We start from the raw sequence: 15,005 nt of genomic DNA, 5'->3' as shown, positions 1-15,005 counted from the left end.
AGGGACCGATGCGGGATGTCGGAAGGGGGGAAGGAATGATCCGAGGCAGGCTCGCAGCGCTCGCGCTGGCGTCGGCACTGTTGGCCGGAACGGTGCCGGCGATGGCGCAGGACGCGCTGGTCGTCGAGTGCCGCGAAGGGGCCGTGATGCTCGAGAACTGGTACGACCCGGATACGGCGGTCGGCGATGCCGGCGACAAGGTGCTGCCGCTGCACATGCTGCTGCGCACCCCCGGTTCCTACACGTTCGAGTTCCAGAGCGAGCAGCCCTTCGCCGTCTACGCCTACCGCTACGATCCCGCCCGCCGCGACTGGGCGTTCCTGCCGGAGAGTGCCACCGCCCACGCCAATGCGGATCCGGACCTGCCGTGGGCTTGGTCGGGGACGGTGCGCAAGACGACGGGCCGGCCGGAGGACTATCTGCTGCAGGCGGCCCCGCAGGGCGCAGCGCAGGGGGAGCGCCACCGGTTCCTGCACATCCGGCGGATCGACTCCTGCCGCTGAGGCGAAGCGCGGCGGCGAAACGAAAAGCGGCGCGGAAGCGATTCCGCGCCGCGCCGCCTTCCGGAAACCGTGTCAGCCGAACTTGTAGTCGAGCAGACGCGCGTTCATGAACTCCTGCTCGCCGATGCGGCTCCAGCCCATCTGCTCGCGGCGTGCCTTCAGGAAGGACTCGACGATCCGCTTGGTGATGTCGTCGCCGTTCTCGCGCAGTTCGGCGATCACCTCGCCGCTCGCCTTGCCGTAGGCGGTCAGCACGTCGTTGGGGAAGCGCTTCAGCTGCACGCCGTGCTGGCGCACCAGCGTGTCGAGTGCGGCACCGTTGCGGGCGCTGAACTCGGCGGTGAAGCGGACGTTCTCCTCGCGCGTGATCGCCTCGAAGATGCGCTGGACGTCCTTCGGCAGCCCGTCGAACTTCTTCTTGTCGACGGTGATCTCGAGCTGCGTCGCCGGCTCGTGCATGCCGGGCCAGTAATAGTGCTTGGCGACCTTGAAGAAGCCGAGCGCCATGTCGTTGAACGGTCCGACGAACTCGGTCGCGTCGATCGTGCCCGACTGCAGGGCGCCGAAGATCTCGCCCCCCGGCAGGTTGACGACGGTGACGCCGAGCTTGCGTAGCGCATCGCCGCCGAGGCCGGGGATGCGCATCTTGAGGCCGTTCAGGTCGGCGACGGAGTTGATCTCCTTGTTGAACCAGCCGCCCATCTGCACGCCGGTCGAGCCGCCGTGGAAGCCCTTCAGGTTGAAGCCGGCATAGAGCTCGTCCCAGAGCTGCTGGCCGCCGCCGTAATCCATCCAGGCGTTCAGCTCGTTCGTCGTCAGGCCGTAGGGGACGGTGGAGAAGAAGTTCGTCGCCTTGCTCTTGTTCTGCCAGTAGTAGGGCGAGGCGTGCATCATGTCGGCCGCGCCGCGCGTGACCGCGTCGAAGCTTTCGAAGGCGGGGACCAGTTCGCCGGCCGCGAACACCTTGATGGTGAGACGCCCGTCGGTGGCGTCGCCGACGCTCTTGGCGAAGCGCTCGGCCGCCGTACCCTGGCCGGGGAAGTTCTTCGGCCAGGTGGTGACCATGCGCCACTCGACCTTGCCCTGCGAAATCGCCGGCGCGGGGAAACTCCCGGCCGCTGCGGCCGCGGCTGCACCGCCGACCGCCGCCGTCGTCAGAAACTTGCGTCTTTCCATCATCGCCCCTTCTCCCCTTCCGCCCTGATTCGTTCAGGTAGCCGGGCATGTTATTGCAATCGGCGGGCAGGTCCAGTGTGGCGGATCCGTGTGCCGGGAGGGGTGCGGGCCGGGGGCTTGCCCGCGCGGCGGCTTCGCAGTCTTATGCGCGGCGAGCGACCCAGACGAAGAGGTGAGGCCATGGACACGTCCAAATACGACGAGAGCGAACGCTTCAAGCAGGGCCTGCAGGTCCGCCGCGAGGTTCTCGGCGACCAGTATGTGAAGCCGGCGATCGAACGCGGCGCCAACGACGAGTTCCAGCGGGCGCTGCAGCAGTTCGCGACGGAAGACTGCTGGGGCAGCGTCTGGTGCCGGCCCGGCCTGGACCGCAAGACGCGCAGCATCATCAACCTGACGATGCTCAGCACCGTCGGCCGCGTGCACGAGCTGAAGCTGCACATCCGCGGCGCCATCAACAACGGCGTCAGCAAGGACGAGATCAAGGAAGTCTTCCTGCAGGTCGGCGTCTATGCCGGCGTGCCGGCGGCCGTCGAGGCGTTCCGCTGTGCCGGCGAGGTCTTCGCCGACATGGACAAAGAGAAGAAGTAGGCCGATCGCGAGGCCCGCGCCGCGGCGCGGGCCTCGCAGCCCTACCGGTGCGGCAGGAGGGCCAAGGCCCGCTGCGCCGCGAAGAAGGCGAGCGCCGGCGCGACGGCGAAGCTGCCGTAGAGCCATGCCGCGGCGGTGGTGATTTCGCCGCTCGCACGCGCCAGGGGAAGGCCGGCGGTGTTGGCCACCATGCCCGCGAGCGCGGCACCGAAGGCCAGCGCGATGAGCTGTCCGGTCGAGATGAAGGAGGCGGTGAGGTCGTGCTCGCCGTCACGGGCGGCGCCGATCAGCAGATTGCCGAGATGCGCCCAGCACAGGCCGATGCCCGTGCCGACGACGAAGAAGGACACCGCCGTCGGCAGCAGCATCGGGCTCTGCAGCGCGACGGCGACGGCCAGAAGCCCCGTCGCCATGACCGCCGGGCCGACGCGCAGCAGCAGCCGCACGGCTCCGCCGCTCGCTGATGCGGTCACCAGGGCCGACGAACTCCACCCCATCGCCTGAAGCGCCGCCGCATAGCCGGCGACCAGCGGCGTGTGGCCGTGCGCCGCGCGCAGCACGTAAGGCAGGAACGACATGGCGCCCGTGCCGACGATCATCAGGGTCATGGTGAGGGAGATCGCGCCGAGCCGGTTGCGCGGGTCGTAGACGCCGGTCGGCAGCAGGCGGCCCGTGGCGTGCCGGTCGACGGCGAACAGGGCGGCCATCAGGAGGACCGCGACGCAGAGGCCGGTGGCGGCGGCCCAGAGTTCGCCCGGCACGCTGCCGGCGGACACGGCGAAGGCGGCGAGGGCCAGCAGGAACAGGCGCAGCCCGGCGACGCCCCGCCGTTCCTGACCCTCGCTGCGGCGCGGCACGATCGACTGGACCATTACCGCGAATGCGGCGGTCAGGGGGACGGCGACCCAGAAGGCGCCGCGCCACAGGCCGGCGCTGTCGAAGGCGCCACCGAGCAGCGGCCCGCAGAGGGCGGCGACGCCCCAGACGCCCGAGATGAGCGCGAAGGCCCGTGGCCGAACCTCCGGCGCGAAGAGCTGGCGGATCGTGGCGTAGGCGAGGGCGACGAGCATGCCGCCGCCCAGCCCCTGCAGCGTACGGCCGGCGAGGAAGGTCGGCATCGACGTGGTCAGGGCGCAGGCGAGGCTGCCGGCGATGAACAACGCGGCACCGGCGCGATAGGCGCCGCGCGGCCCGAGCCTGGCGGCGAGCGCCGTGGCGACGGCCGAGCCGACGATGGACCCGACGACGAAGACGGTGGTCGCCCAGGCGTAGTAGGCCACGCCGCCGACCTCGACGACGACCGACGGCATGACCGTGGATGCGACGAACACGTAGACCGCATGCAGCGCCACGCCGCCGGCCAGCACCAGGGCGCGCAGGCCGTTGGCGCCGCGCAGCACGGCGCCCCAGCCGACATCGCCCGCCATGCGGCCGCCCCTGTCGTCCGGCGGCAGCTACTCGCCCTTGAACGTGGCGGGGCGCTTGGCGCGGAAGGCGGCGACGCCCTCGGCCACGTCGGCCGTCGTGAAGAGCAGGCCCTGGCCCTGCGCCTCCCATTCCAGCTGGTCCTCCAGCCCGAGCGGGTGGCGTGCCAGCATCGCCTTGGTGAGACCCGTGGCCGACGGCGCGGTCGCGGCGAAACGCTCCGCCAGCGCCATCGCAGCGGCGAGGGCACCGCCGGAATCGGCCACCTCGTCGACGAGCCCGGTGCCCAGGCCCTCCTCGGCGCCGACCACCGTCGCCAGCATGATCATCTCCTTGGCGCGGCCGACGCCGACGCGCTGCGGCAGGGTCCACAGCAGGCCCATGTCCGGCATCAGGCCGATCTTGGCGAAGGAGGCGCAGAGCTTGGCGTCGCGGGCGGCGACCACCTGGTCGCAGCAGAGGGCCAGGCCCAGGCCGGCGCCGTAGGCATAGCCCTCGACGGCGGCCACCACCGGCTTCTCGCCGGTGATCAGCAGGCGCACGAAGCGATGCGAGGCGATCAGGCCGGCGCGGTAGTCGATCACCGTCTTCGTGCCGAAGCCCGAGACGTCGCCGCCGGCCGAGAAGCAGCCGTCGGCGCCCTGGAGGACGATGGCGCGGCAGGAGGCGTCGCGCTGCAACTCTTCCAGGTGCCGGGTCAGATCCTCGCGCATCTCCACCGAGAAGGCGTTGCGCTTGCCGGGATTGCTCATGGTGAGGATGGCGATCGCACCCTCGCGGGTCAGGTGCGTGCCGCGTTCGAGCTGGGCCATGGTCACCTCCCCCTGAAGGCGGGTGCGCGCTTCTCGAGGAAGGCGCGCGCACCCTCGCGGCAATCCTCGCTGGACAGCAGCAGCGCCTGGCCGTCCGCTTCCATCGCCAGGAACTGGTCGAGATTGAGCGGCCAGCGGGCGAAGGCCGACTTGGTCATCGCCACCGCGACCGGTGCGGCGGCGGCGAACAGTGCGGCCTTCGCCAGCGCCGCGTCGAGGGCGCTCTTCGGTTCGGCCAGCGTGTCGACGAGGCCGATGCGATGGCCTTCGGCACCGTCGACGACGGTGGCCAGCATCATCATCTCGCGGGCGCGTTCGGCGCCGATCCGCTGCGGCAGGGTCCAGAGCAGGCCGCCGTCCGGCATCAGGCCGATCTTGTTGAAGGCGGCGCAGAACCTAGCGTCGCGTGCCGCGACGATATGGTCGCAGGCCATGGCGAGGCCGAAGCCGGCGCCATAGGAATAGCCCTCCACCGCGGCGATGACCGCCTTGTCCCCGCGCATGACGAGGTGCAGGAACTCGCGCTGGTCGCGCACCAGCTGGCGCCCCTTTTCGGGCGCCATCGTCGAGAAGCGGGAGACGTCGCCGCCGGCGGAGAAGCAGCCTTCGGCGCCCGTCAGCACGATGGCGCGGCAGCCCGCGTCGGCGAGGGCGGCGCGCATCGCCGGGATCAGCTCGGCCTTCACCGGGCCGGACATGGCGTTGCGCTGCCTCGGGTTGTTGATCGTCAGGATCGTGACGGCGTCGCGCCGCTCGACCAGGACCATGGAACCGCTCATCGTTCCCTCCCTCAGCGGCCGGCGAAGCGCGGGGCGCGCTTCTCGTAGAAGGCCTTCAGGCCCTCCTGCAGGTCCTCGGTGCCGAACAGCACGCCCTGGCCCTGGGATTCGTGGTCGAGCATTGGGTCGAGCGCCAGCGGCCACGCGGCGAGGGCGGCCTTGGTGATCCGGTTGGGCAGCGGCGCGGCGTCGGCGAAGGCGCGGGCCTTCTTCATCGCCGCCTCCTGGACGGCGCCCGGCTCCGCCAGCGTGCCGACGATGCCGAGCGCGTGCGCCTCCTCGGCGCCGACGGGCTCGCTCAGCATCATCAGGCGCCGCGCGCGGCCGATGCCGACCCGTTGCGGCAGGGTCCAGAGCAGGCCCATGTCCGGCATCAGGCCGAGCTTGCCGAAGGAGGCGCCGAAGCGGGCGTCCCGGCCGGCCACGACATGGTCGCAGGCGAGCGCCAGCGAGAAACCGCCGCCGAAGGCGTAGCCCTCGACCGCCGCGACCACCGGCTTCTCGCCGCGCACCAGCAGCTGCACCAGCCGGTGCACGCCCTGCAGGCGCGAGCGGCCGGAGAAGGAGCCGATGCCCTCCATCGTGTCGATGGCGCCGCCCGAGCAGAAGGTGCCGTCGGCGCCGCGCAAGACGATGGCGCGGCTGTCGTCGGCCTCGGTCATCAGGGTCGTGAAGACCTCGACGAGGCCGCTGCGGATGATCGGCGACAGCGCGTTCCGGCGGGCCGGATCGCGTATCGTGACGATGGCGACGTCACCGTCGCGGTCGAGGTCGACGCCGGGCTCCATTCCCTTCCTCCCTGGATGCTTCGTCAGGCCGCCTGTTCCGTCGGCGAGAGCGCGGCGAAGCGCCGCCGCATGGCGGCACCGTTTCCGAGCCACGCGCCGAGCACCAGCGCCCGCTTCAGGTACAGGCCGATGTCGGCCTCGTCGGTGTAGCCCATGCCGCCGTGCAGCTGGATCGCCTGGCGGGTGATCAGCAGGGCCGCGTCGGTGCAACGCGCCTTGGCGGCACTCACCACGACGGCGCGCTCGTGCGGGTCGGTCGTCCGGTCGAACAGTTCCACGGCGCGCATGACCGCGGCGCGTGCCAGTTCCTTCTGCGTCCAGATGTCGACGATGCGGTGCTGCAGCGCCTGGAAGCTGCCGATCGGCTTGCCGAACTGGCTGCGCTGCTTGACGAACTCGACCGTCATGTCGAACGCCGCCGTCATCACGCCGACCAGTTCCGCGGCGGCGGCGAGGCGCGCCTCGTCCACGGCACGGGCGAGGGCAACGCCGGTGGTGCCGGCATCGGCGACGCGACGGGCCGGCGTGTTCTCGAACCGGACGCTGCCGATCCAGCCGCCGTCGGTGCGGATCTGCGTGTCGACGCTCAGGCCCTCGGCGCCTGCTTCGACCCACCAAAGGGCCGCCGCGTCGCCGTCGCGCGCGGTCGTGACGTAGCCGTCGGCGCCTTCGGGCGCGAGGACGAACCGCTTGATGCCGGTGAGCCTGCCGCCCTCGGCGCGCGTGGCGCAGGTCTGGCCGGCATGGTCGCCCTCAGCTTCCTGCCAGGCGGGGCACGGCAGGATCTCGCCGGAGATGACCTTCGGTACCAGGGCTGCGGCGTCACCGCCGGCGTAGGCCAGCGCGCCCGCCGCGAGGACGCCGGCCGAGGCGGCCGGCTCCGGCGCCAGACCGCGGCCCAGCTCCTCCATGACGACGGCCAGTTCGGCGAGGCCGAGGCCGAAGCCGCCGCTCTCCTCGGGCAGATGGAGGCCGATCCAGCCCGCCTCGACGATGCGGTTCCAGCTGTCGCGCTCGAAGCCGGGCTTCGTGCCGCGCACCCGCCGCAGCCGCGCCGGCCCCTCGCCGCGTTGAACGAAGGCCGCCACGCTGTCGCGCAGCATGCGTTCGGTATCGTCGACCATGTCTCGCGTCCGGTTTCCTGCGGTCTCCTGGACGCCCTCAATAGCCGGAACGCCTTGTCCGTACAACGGGCCGGCCGGCGGGTCCGCGATGGGGCGTGCGGCGTGTGGCCGGTTTGGTTTGATGGTCCGCCCCGCCTGTGGTTTGATCCGACGCGCACGTTCAATGGGTGTTTGACTGCCCGCGGACGGCCGATCCGGTGCGATGATCCAGCGAGGGTAGCGAGTCGATGACGTCCAGCCGGAATCCCCTCCGGACCGCACTCTTCTCGGCGGCGTTGCTGGTCGTCATCCCGAGCGCGCTCGCCGATCCGCGTGACGGGGAGGTGCCCGCCCAGGCGGAGGTGATCGCCGCCATTCAGGCACGGCTTTCGGAACTCGGCTATTACCGCGGCCGGCCGGACGGGATCGTCGGCCAGATGACCCGAGAGGCGATCCGGCGCTACGAGCGACAGCTCGGCGTCGAGCCCACCGGCACGCCCAGCCTCGCCATCTATCGGCGCCTGCGGGAGGCGGCCCCAGGGGAGGCGGCCCCAGGGGAGGTGGGGGGCGAGGAGGCCCCGATCACCGGCGGTGGTGGCGAGGCGCCGGAAGCCCAGCAGACCGCGGCGACGGCTGCGGCGCTTCCTCTCGCGCCCCGAGCCGATGATGCGGTGGGCCCGGCAGCGGCACCGCCGCCGGCAATGGGACCGTCGGCAGCGGGGGCGTCGGGACGGAGCGGCGCAGTGCCGGGGGCCGAGACGGGCCGGGCGGCGGAGTCGGTGACGGTCGCCGGGGCATCCTGGCGCTTCGCCGACGAAGGTGGCGCCGCCTTCACCCTGCAGCTCAGGCCCGACGGTGCGATCGGCGGCGTGCCATTCGGCGATTCGTGGACGTGGAAGCAGGACGGCGACAGCGTGGAACTGCTCTACGCCAACCGCCTCGGCAGGACGGTCACCCGGCGCGGTACATTGGTCACCGTCGACAGCATCGCCGGTACCGCCACGAGCAGCGCCGGTGGCCGCTGGACCTGGACGGCGGAGCGCCTGCGCTAGGCAGTCAGCCCCGCATCCCGCGCACCAGCCGGGTGGTGCTGTGACCTTCGGACAGCGGGGCGAGGAAGACGCCGCCGCCCCAGGAGCGGACGAGGTCGGCGCCGATCACCTGATCGACGCTGTAGTCGGCACCCTTCACCAGCAGATCGGGTCGGAGGGCCTCGATCAGGGCGAGCGGCGTGTCCTCGTCGAACACGACCACCATGTCGACGCTGCCCATCGAGGCGAGGACCAGGGCACGCGCGGTCTCCGTCTGGATCGGACGGGTCTCGCCCTTCAGGCGCCGGGTCGAGGCGTCGCTGTTCAGGCCGACGATCAGCCGGTCGCAGCGCGACCGGGCGGCCGCCAGCAACGAGACATGACCTGGATGCAGCAGGTCGAAGCAGCCGTTGGTGAAGCCGACGGTCAGGCCGTCGGCGCGCCAAGCTGCGGCGATTCGGGCGGCGTCGTCGACGTGGGCGATCTTGTCGCCGCCGGCGAGCAGGTCGGCCCGGCGCAGCAGGGCTTCCAGTTCGCGCGGCTCGACCGTCGCGGTGCCCGCCTTGCCGACGACGATCCCGGCCGCGGCGTTGGCGAGCCGTGCCGCCGTCTCCAGGCCGCGGCCGGTCCCCAGCACCATCGCCGCGACGGCGGCCACAGTATCTCCGGCGCCGGAGACGTCCCATACGTCGCGTGCCTCGGCCGGCAGGTGCGATACCGCGTCGGCGGTGATCAGGCTGGCCCCGTCCTGGCTGCGCGTGACCAGTAGCGCCTCGATCCCCGTCGCGGCCAGGATGGCACGGGCGGCCGCGACGATGGCGTCGTCGCCGTCGACGGGCATCCCGGATGCTTCGGCCAGTTCGCGCCGGTTCGGCGTGACGAGCGTCGCACCGCGATAGCGACCGAAATCCCCGCCCTTCGGGTCGACCACTACCGGCCGTCCCGCTTCGCGCGCGGCCTGCAGGATCGCGGCCAGCAGTTCCGGCCGAAGCACGCCCTTGCCATAGTCCGACAGCATGACGACGCTGCAGGCCGCGACGCCCGCCAGGGCCGCCTGGGTCAGCCGGTCCGCGGCCGCGGCCGCCAGCGGCGCCGCGGTTTCGCGGTCCGCCCGCAGGAGCTGCTGTCCACCGGCGACGTAGCGCACCTTGAGGGTCGTGATCCTGCCGTGCTCGATGGCGAGGTCGGCCGAGACCCTGGGCTCGGCGGCCAGCAGACGCTGCAGTTCCTCGCCGGCCGGATCGTCCCCGACGGCGGCGACGAAGCGTACGGCGGCGCCGAGCGCGGCGAGGTTGCGCACGACGTTGCCGGCGCCGCCCAGCACGGCGGTCTCGCGTCCCGCGCGCAGCACCGGCACGGGCGCTTCGGGCGAGATCCTATCGACCTCGCCATAGACGTAACGATCGACCATGGCGTCGCCGACCACCAGCACGGACACCCCCGGCAGCGCATGGAGTGCGGCGAGCAGGTCGCCGATCGGAGGGGACGCCTGCGTCATCGGGTTTCCGCCAGTGCCAGCTCGACGGCCTCGCACAGCGCGTGGCCCAGGAGGATGTGCATCTCCTGGATGCGCGGCGTGTCGTCCGAAGGCACCAGGAGCAGGGGGTCGGCGAGGCCGGCGAGGCCGGCGAGGCCGCCGCCGCTGCCGCCGGCGAAGGCGGCGGCATGCAGGCCGCCGGCACGGGCCGCGCGGAGGCCTTCGATCACGTTCGGGCTGTTGCCGGAGGTGCTGAGGCCGATGGCGAGGTCGCCGGCGCGGCCGAGGCCCTCGACCTGGCGCGCGAACACGTTCGCGAAGCCGTAGTCGTTGGCGACGGCGGTCAGGAGCGACGTGTCGGTGGTGAGGGCGATGGCGGCGAGGGCGCGCCGCTCCAGGCGAAACCGTCCGACCAGTTCGGCGGCGATGTGCTGGGCGTCGGCGGCGCTGCCGCCGTTGCCGAACAGCAGCAGCCTGCCGCCCGCGGCGAGCGTCGCCGTGGCGAGGCCGGTCAGCCGTTGGAACGGCTCCGCGACCGCCGCCCGGGTGCGGGCGGCGACGTCCAGGTGCTGATCGAAAGCCTGCTCCAGGCAGGCGAGCGCTCGTGACACGGCCGCCCTCCAGGTCACCGGCTATAGCAGCCGCGGCACCCCAGGCAAAGACATAGCCGCATTGCCGTCACCGGCCCCAGCGGATGAGACCGGCTCGTCTCGCTGCGCGGCGGCAGCGGTGAGGTCGGCCCCGGCGCCGCTGCCGGTCAGCCGCGTTGGACGAGCGAGATCTTGGGGCTGGAGGAGACCTGGCGTATGGCGTTCAGGTAGTCGGAGTTGCGGCGCCAGCGGGACACGACGCGCTTCGCCGCGACGGGGTTCAACTGGTCGAAGAAGGAGAGGGCGTGGGCCACCTCCTGCGCGCCCACCTCCTCCTGCTCGGGCCATGCCTCGCGGCTCAGCAGGAAGATCGCGGCAAAGGCCCGCTTGCTCATGTTCGCCGCCATGCAGATCGTCGCCAGCGCCTCGCCGCCGCGCTCGTAGACCATGCGGCCGATGAGCTGCGGGCGAAGGCCGCTGATGCGCGACAGGACCGATTCGAACTGCGGGATGTCGCCGCGGCGGAGATGGGCGATCATCTGGGCATCGGCGTCGGGATCGCCGGCGCCGCGGGATTCGCTTGGGGTCGAGACGCTGTAGGACCAGCCGCCGACGCTGCCGGCCTCCTCGACGGCATGCTCGAGCGCATCGTCGAGGGCGACCTCGTCGATCTTGAACTGCTCCAGCAGGTGCTGGCGCAGGGCAACGGACACCCAGAGGCAGAGCCGGCGAGCGAGGTCGGGGGCGAGGTCGCTGGCGGCGAGCCGGGACGTGTCGAAATCGTTGCCGCCGACGGCGGCTTCGGGCGGATCGTCGAACAGGCCGGCGACCAGGTCGGCATTGCCGGTCTGGGCGAGGACGTCGCCGATGTGGCTGCTGACGCCGCCACGACGCCGGGCGACGGCCAATTGATGCTGAAGCGCACGGTGGCGGACGACCTCGATGAGCTCCGAGTCGGCGAGGACGCTGCTCTCCATGAGGATGGCGTAGGCGACCGGATCCTGGTCGCGCGAAACCGCCAGCACGGTCGCCCGCGGAATGCTGGCGCTGGTGGCGAGCTGGCGGCCGAGGCCGGTGCGCACCGACCCCTCCAGGTCTTCGACCAGGCGCCGGATCATCCGGTGCATCAGGACGCGCTCGTCCTTGGTCAGGACGTTGGTGCGGCCGTGGAAAAGGTCGGCAATGACGTCCGAAAGGCTCTCGCGGCTGGCGCTCGACTTGTCGCGCGCGAGGCTGAGCAGGCCTTTGACCTGCGCTTCGGGGTTGTTCTGCTTCATCGCCAGGATTCTCTCCGCCAAGACCGGCCGCTACATGCGGCGTCGGCGCACTCGCCCTGTCGCAGAGTGGCACCGGAGTGTTGCCGATGGGTAAACGAACAGGTGCAGCGGGCTGGCATTATGTCCCTCCGCCGAGGCGGAGCAGCATCGGCCGGTGGTCCGAAAGGCGGCTCGACAGGTAGCTGGCACCGGCCACCCGCACGCCGGGCGAGACGAGCGCCGCGTCCAGCCGCAGGCGCAGCGGGCCGCGCCGGAAGCTCCATCCGGCGGGAACCACGGCGGTGAAGCCCGCCAGCCGGCAGCCTCCCGGTCGATTGAAGTCGCCGGCGAGCAGCAGCGGACGGTCGCGGTGCGCCGCCACGGCGCGCAGCTGCGCCTGGCGCTGCCAGGGCAGGTGGGAAAGGTGAAGGTTGCAGACGGTGAGCCCGCCGAGACGGCAGCGCAGGGCGACCCGCGGCCAGGGCCAGCCGCCGAGGGCCGTCGATTCGACGTCGTGCAGGCGTGCCGGGCTCCACAGCGCCATTCCCTCCGCCGTGGCGCCCGGCGCGCCGCCGGGCAGCGGGAAGGCGGGGACAAAGCGCACCTCGCCGCCCAGGAGCGATGTGAGCCGCCGCGAATCCTCGACCGCCTCCTGGAGCAGGAGCAGATCCGGCGCCACGCCGCGCACGAACGAAGCGACGGCATCGAGCCGATCGTCCGCCGCGCGCGCGATGTTCCAGGTCAGCAGGGTTGGCATCGCATCACTATTTCGTGCGGCAGGCGGAAAGTTCCGATAGCCGGCTCCGGCTTAACGGCTCGTTTACCCGCATCGGGCGATTAAGCTTCGCGTCAGGGGACTCCCGCAGGGATCGTCGTCCATGCAGATACCGCCATCGTCCAACCTCTTCGTCGCGCTGGGCGCTTTCGGCGGGACTCCGCCGTCGACGAAGACCGCGCCGACCACGCAGGCGGCCCAGCACGTGGCGCAGCCGACGGCGCCGACGCGTTCGGTGCAGACCGTCGCCGCCGCGCCGAACCAGGGCGTGGCCGCCATGCAGCACGGCGCGCCCACCGCCAACCTGCCGCGCGGCAGCCTGCTGAACATCAAGGTCTGAACTGCGGCGGTTGCCCGGCCGCGCCGCAGACGCCATCCTCTCCGGCATGGCCGAGACGGATTCCACCCCATCCCCCCAGGCTTCCTCCTTCCAGCGCCGCGTGCCGGAAGGCGACAGCCGCGAGCGCCTCGTCTGCGCCGACTGCGGCTTCGTCAACTACGAGAACCCGAAGATCGTCGTCGGCGTGGTCGCAACGTGGGAGGGCCGCATTCTGCTCTGCCGCCGCGCCATCCATCCGCGCCGCGGCTTCTGGACGCTGCCGGCGGGCTATCTCGAACTGAACGAGACGACGGCCGACGGTGCGGCGCGCGAGGCCTTCGAGGAGGCCTGTGCCCGGATCCGCATCGATCAGCTGCTGGCGGTCTATTCGATCCCCCGGATCAGCCAGGTGCAGCTGATGTATCGCGCCGACCTCGTCTCGCCCGACGTGGCGGCCGGCGAGGAGACCGAGGCGGTCGGCCTGTTCGAGTGGGACGAGATCCCGTGGGAGGAGATCGCCTTCCCCTCGGTGCACTGGGCGCTCCACCACCACCGTGAGACGCGGCACGAGGCCGCATTCGTGCCGCGCTCCAACCCGCCCGGCGAGACGGGAGACATGCGCCCGCTGCCGCGGAATCCGTGAGGGCCGACCGTCTCCCTACTTGTGCGCCTGGCCGCCGTCGATGGTGACGACCGTGCCCGTGACATGGCCGGCGCGCGGGCTGGCGAGATAGACGACGAGGTCGGCCACCTGCTCCGGCGTGCCGGGCGGCGGGTCGGAGGGCATCATCTCCTCCCAGCGGCTTTCGTCGCCGAACTTGTCCTTCGCCCGGCCCTTCAGCATGACGAACATGCGCTCGGTCGCGATCAGGCCGGGATTGACGGCGACGACGCGGATGCCGTCGGCCAGGCTGGCGCCGCCCATGCCGCGCGACAGGGCCATCAGCGCGGCATTGCCCGCCGACCCGGCGATATAACCCTTGGACGGCCGCTCGCCGGCGAGACCGATCACGTTGACGATCACCCCGCCGCCGCGCGCCTTCATGGCGGCATAGACCTCGCGCGACAGGTTGACGTAGCCGAACACCTTCAGGTCCCAGGCGGCGCGCCAGCGCTCCTCGGTGACCGCCGCGATGTCGCCGGCCGGTACCGCACCGGCATTGTTGACCAGGATGTCGAGGTCGGGGCAGGCGGCTGCCAGCGCCTGCATGCCGCCCGGTGCGGCGAGGTCCATCGGGTGGATCGTGACCTGGACGTTCCAGCGTCCGCGGATTTCGTCGCGCGCCTTCGTCAGGTCCGCCTCGGACCGTGCCGCGAGGTGCAGGTTGCAGCCCTCCTCGGCGAGCAGGCGCGCGACCGACAGGCCGATGCCCTTCGATGCACCGGTGACCAGTGCCGTCTTGCCGCGCAGCTGCAGATCCATGCCGTCCTCCCGATGATTTCGCGGCAGGATAGGGCGGAACGGCCCTTCCCGCCATGTGGCCCTGCTACGGGGCGCCGCTATGCGGCGGGCTTGGCGAAGACGCAGCTGATGTAGACACGGTCGCCGCTGGCCAGGGCATGGGCCTCGTCGCCCTCGCCGCGGCTGATGAAGGCGAACTGGCGGGCGAGGCCGCGCAGCGGCCAGGGCACGGTGCGGTCGATCAGCGCGCGCTTGTGCGCGTCGTCCAGCAGCAGGCCGCGCCGGACATTGTCGGAGATGTCCTGCTCGGAAACGGGCGTGAGCGGCATCGCGGCCAGCTGCCGGCGCAGCTTGCGCATGGCGTCCAGGCGCCGGTAGTCGGCGAACAGGAAATGTCCGCCGGGGCGCAGCACGCGCGCCACCTCGGCGAAGAAGGCGGCCTTGTCGGGGTAGGAGCCGGAGGATTCGACGTTCAGGACGATGTCGAAGCTCTCGTCCGGGAAGGGCAGGGCCTGGGCGTCGCCCTGGCGGAAGGAGAGGTTGGGGGCGGTGTGGCGGCGCCGGCAGTGCTCGATGGCCTTGCCGGCGATGTCGAGCCCGACCAGGCTGCGCGGCTTCAGGTAGCGCGCCACGTAGGACGCCCCGCCGCCGCGGCCGCAGCCGGCCTCCAGCGCATCCTTGCCCGCCCAGTCCACCGAGCCGTCCGCGGGGCTGGCGGCGTGATGGTAGAGCTGGATGGCATAGCGCTCTGCCTCGTCCTCGGGCAGCAGCCCGATGTCCATGCGGTCCGCTCCGTCGGGAGCGAAACCATGGTTCAGGAACACGACTTCGCCCTTGCGGTCGAGACGCGTCAGGAAGTCGTACCAGGCGATCGCCGCCTTGTAGCGGAGACCCTTGGGCAGTCGTCGCCAGGTGCCGAGCATGCGCGATGTCGCCGATGTTGCCGCGGTTCCGGCCGGCATGACCATGCCGGCCGCG

Annotated in this window: 17 protein-coding genes; 5 read left to right on the top strand and 12 right to left on the bottom strand. The window is 71.6% G+C overall.

Features of this window, described 5'->3' with window-relative positions; translation table 11 throughout:
- The first annotated feature begins 35 nt into the window (after positions 1-35).
- Positions 36-503, top strand: coding sequence for a hypothetical protein (locus tag ABIE65_RS03105; RefSeq protein ID WP_354075426.1), 468 nt, complete (start codon positions 36-38; stop codon positions 501-503).
- Between the two features lie 72 nt (positions 504-575).
- Here ABIE65_RS03105 and ABIE65_RS03100 read toward each other — a convergent pair whose 3' ends face one another.
- Complete coding sequence (locus ABIE65_RS03100; protein ID WP_354075425.1) at positions 576-1,682, bottom strand: TRAP transporter substrate-binding protein; 1,107 nt, start codon at positions 1,680-1,682, stop codon at positions 576-578.
- A 177-nt stretch (positions 1,683-1,859) separates the two neighbouring features.
- Here ABIE65_RS03100 and ABIE65_RS03095 point away from each other — a divergent pair, with 177 nt between their 5' ends.
- A complete protein-coding gene (locus ABIE65_RS03095; protein ID WP_354075423.1) occupies positions 1,860-2,270 on the top strand; it encodes a carboxymuconolactone decarboxylase family protein in 411 nt (136 codons plus the stop codon).
- A 41-nt stretch (positions 2,271-2,311) separates the two neighbouring features.
- Here ABIE65_RS03095 and ABIE65_RS03090 read toward each other — a convergent pair whose 3' ends face one another.
- The 5 genes from ABIE65_RS03090 to ABIE65_RS03070 are packed head-to-tail and all read right to left on the bottom strand — an operon-like array spanning position 2,312 to position 7,198.
- Positions 2,312-3,697: an MFS transporter gene (locus ABIE65_RS03090; RefSeq protein ID WP_354075422.1), complete on the bottom strand. Its 1,386-nt coding sequence runs from the start codon at positions 3,695-3,697 to the stop codon at positions 2,312-2,314.
- Positions 3,698-3,724: 27 nt separating this feature from the next.
- Positions 3,725-4,507 (bottom strand): enoyl-CoA hydratase/isomerase family protein, encoded by a 783-nt coding sequence (locus ABIE65_RS03085; protein ID WP_354075421.1) that lies wholly within the window; start codon positions 4,505-4,507, stop codon positions 3,725-3,727.
- A 2-nt stretch (positions 4,508-4,509) separates the two neighbouring features.
- A complete protein-coding gene (locus ABIE65_RS03080) occupies positions 4,510-5,286 on the bottom strand; it encodes an enoyl-CoA hydratase/isomerase family protein (RefSeq protein ID WP_354075419.1) in 777 nt (258 codons plus the stop codon).
- Between the two features lie 11 nt (positions 5,287-5,297).
- The gene (locus ABIE65_RS03075) at positions 5,298-6,074 is read right to left on the bottom strand and encodes an enoyl-CoA hydratase/isomerase family protein (RefSeq protein WP_354075418.1); all 777 of its coding nucleotides are present in this window, start codon (positions 6,072-6,074) and stop codon (positions 5,298-5,300) included.
- Positions 6,075-6,097: 23 nt separating this feature from the next.
- A complete protein-coding gene (locus tag ABIE65_RS03070; RefSeq protein WP_354075417.1) occupies positions 6,098-7,198 on the bottom strand; it encodes an acyl-CoA dehydrogenase family protein in 1,101 nt (366 codons plus the stop codon).
- Positions 7,199-7,425: 227 nt separating this feature from the next.
- On the opposite strand from ABIE65_RS03070, the gene ABIE65_RS03065 reads away from it, so the two are divergent.
- Positions 7,426-8,229, top strand: a complete 804-nt coding sequence (locus tag ABIE65_RS03065) for a peptidoglycan-binding domain-containing protein (protein WP_354075416.1) — start codon at positions 7,426-7,428, stop codon at positions 8,227-8,229.
- 4 nt (positions 8,230-8,233) lie between these two features.
- Here the strand turns inward: ABIE65_RS03065 and rfaE1 are convergent, their stop codons facing one another.
- The 4 genes from rfaE1 to ABIE65_RS03045 form a co-directional block, all read right to left on the bottom strand.
- Positions 8,234-9,706, bottom strand: coding sequence for a D-glycero-beta-D-manno-heptose-7-phosphate kinase (rfaE1, locus tag ABIE65_RS03060; protein WP_354075415.1), 1,473 nt, complete (start codon positions 9,704-9,706; stop codon positions 8,234-8,236).
- Complete coding sequence (locus tag ABIE65_RS03055) at positions 9,703-10,296, bottom strand: SIS domain-containing protein (protein ID WP_354075414.1); 594 nt, start codon at positions 10,294-10,296, stop codon at positions 9,703-9,705. Before ABIE65_RS03055 ends, rfaE1 begins: the two co-directional genes overlap by 4 nt.
- 146 nt (positions 10,297-10,442) lie before the next feature.
- Entirely contained in the window at positions 10,443-11,552 is a 1,110-nt protein-coding gene (locus ABIE65_RS03050) for a DUF2336 domain-containing protein (RefSeq protein ID WP_354075413.1), read from the bottom strand.
- 118 nt (positions 11,553-11,670) lie between these two features.
- A complete protein-coding gene (locus ABIE65_RS03045) occupies positions 11,671-12,288 on the bottom strand; it encodes an endonuclease/exonuclease/phosphatase family protein (RefSeq protein WP_354075412.1) in 618 nt (205 codons plus the stop codon).
- A gap of 121 nt (positions 12,289-12,409) precedes the next feature.
- Here ABIE65_RS03045 and ABIE65_RS03040 point away from each other — a divergent pair, with 121 nt between their 5' ends.
- Both ABIE65_RS03040 and ABIE65_RS03035 read left to right on the top strand, forming a co-directional pair.
- Positions 12,410-12,646, top strand: coding sequence for a hypothetical protein (locus tag ABIE65_RS03040; RefSeq protein WP_354075411.1), 237 nt, complete (start codon positions 12,410-12,412; stop codon positions 12,644-12,646).
- Between the two features lie 46 nt (positions 12,647-12,692).
- Positions 12,693-13,268 carry an NUDIX hydrolase gene (locus tag ABIE65_RS03035; protein ID WP_354075702.1) on the top strand — a complete coding sequence of 192 codons (576 nt, stop codon included), beginning with the start codon at positions 12,693-12,695 and terminating at the stop codon, positions 13,266-13,268.
- Between the two features lie 15 nt (positions 13,269-13,283).
- On the opposite strand, the gene ABIE65_RS03030 is transcribed toward ABIE65_RS03035, so the two are convergent.
- Both ABIE65_RS03030 and ABIE65_RS03025 read right to left on the bottom strand, forming a co-directional pair.
- The gene (locus tag ABIE65_RS03030) at positions 13,284-14,048 is read right to left on the bottom strand and encodes a short-chain dehydrogenase/reductase (RefSeq protein ID WP_354075410.1); all 765 of its coding nucleotides are present in this window, start codon (positions 14,046-14,048) and stop codon (positions 13,284-13,286) included.
- Between the two features lie 77 nt (positions 14,049-14,125).
- Positions 14,126-14,950, bottom strand: a complete 825-nt coding sequence (locus ABIE65_RS03025; protein WP_354075409.1) for a class I SAM-dependent methyltransferase — start codon at positions 14,948-14,950, stop codon at positions 14,126-14,128.
- Positions 14,951-15,005: the final 55 nt, after the last annotated feature.

It is taken from the genome of Constrictibacter sp. MBR-5 (assembly GCF_040549485.1).
Taxonomy (GTDB): Bacteria; Pseudomonadota; Alphaproteobacteria; order JAJUGE01; family JAJUGE01; genus Constrictibacter.
This window is presented reverse-complemented; position numbering and strand designations above follow the sequence as displayed.

Coding starts and splice junctions, on each gene's coding strand:
- ABIE65_RS03095 (WP_354075423.1), top strand. CDS start 1,860: ATGGACACGTCCAAATACGACGAGAGCGAACGCTTCAAGCAGGGCCTG.
- ABIE65_RS03065 (WP_354075416.1), top strand. CDS start 7,426: ATGACGTCCAGCCGGAATCCCCTCCGGACCGCACTCTTCTCGGCGGCG.
- ABIE65_RS03090 (WP_354075422.1), bottom strand. CDS start 3,697: ATGGCGGGCGATGTCGGCTGGGGCGCCGTGCTGCGCGGCGCCAACGGC.
- rfaE1 (WP_354075415.1), bottom strand. CDS start 9,706: ATGACGCAGGCGTCCCCTCCGATCGGCGACCTGCTCGCCGCACTCCAT.
- ABIE65_RS03085 (WP_354075421.1), bottom strand. CDS start 4,507: ATGGCCCAGCTCGAACGCGGCACGCACCTGACCCGCGAGGGTGCGATC.
- ABIE65_RS03050 (WP_354075413.1), bottom strand. CDS start 11,552: ATGAAGCAGAACAACCCCGAAGCGCAGGTCAAAGGCCTGCTCAGCCTC.
- ABIE65_RS03040 (WP_354075411.1), top strand. CDS start 12,410: ATGCAGATACCGCCATCGTCCAACCTCTTCGTCGCGCTGGGCGCTTTC.
- ABIE65_RS03030 (WP_354075410.1), bottom strand. CDS start 14,048: ATGGATCTGCAGCTGCGCGGCAAGACGGCACTGGTCACCGGTGCATCG.
- ABIE65_RS03070 (WP_354075417.1), bottom strand. CDS start 7,198: ATGGTCGACGATACCGAACGCATGCTGCGCGACAGCGTGGCGGCCTTC.
- ABIE65_RS03075 (WP_354075418.1), bottom strand. CDS start 6,074: ATGGAGCCCGGCGTCGACCTCGACCGCGACGGTGACGTCGCCATCGTC.
- ABIE65_RS03100 (WP_354075425.1), bottom strand. CDS start 1,682: ATGATGGAAAGACGCAAGTTTCTGACGACGGCGGCGGTCGGCGGTGCA.
- ABIE65_RS03025 (WP_354075409.1), bottom strand. CDS start 14,950: ATGCTCGGCACCTGGCGACGACTGCCCAAGGGTCTCCGCTACAAGGCG.
- ABIE65_RS03035 (WP_354075702.1), top strand. CDS start 12,693: ATGGCCGAGACGGATTCCACCCCATCCCCCCAGGCTTCCTCCTTCCAG.
- ABIE65_RS03105 (WP_354075426.1), top strand. CDS start 36: ATGATCCGAGGCAGGCTCGCAGCGCTCGCGCTGGCGTCGGCACTGTTG.
- ABIE65_RS03080 (WP_354075419.1), bottom strand. CDS start 5,286: ATGAGCGGTTCCATGGTCCTGGTCGAGCGGCGCGACGCCGTCACGATC.
- ABIE65_RS03045 (WP_354075412.1), bottom strand. CDS start 12,288: ATGCCAACCCTGCTGACCTGGAACATCGCGCGCGCGGCGGACGATCGG.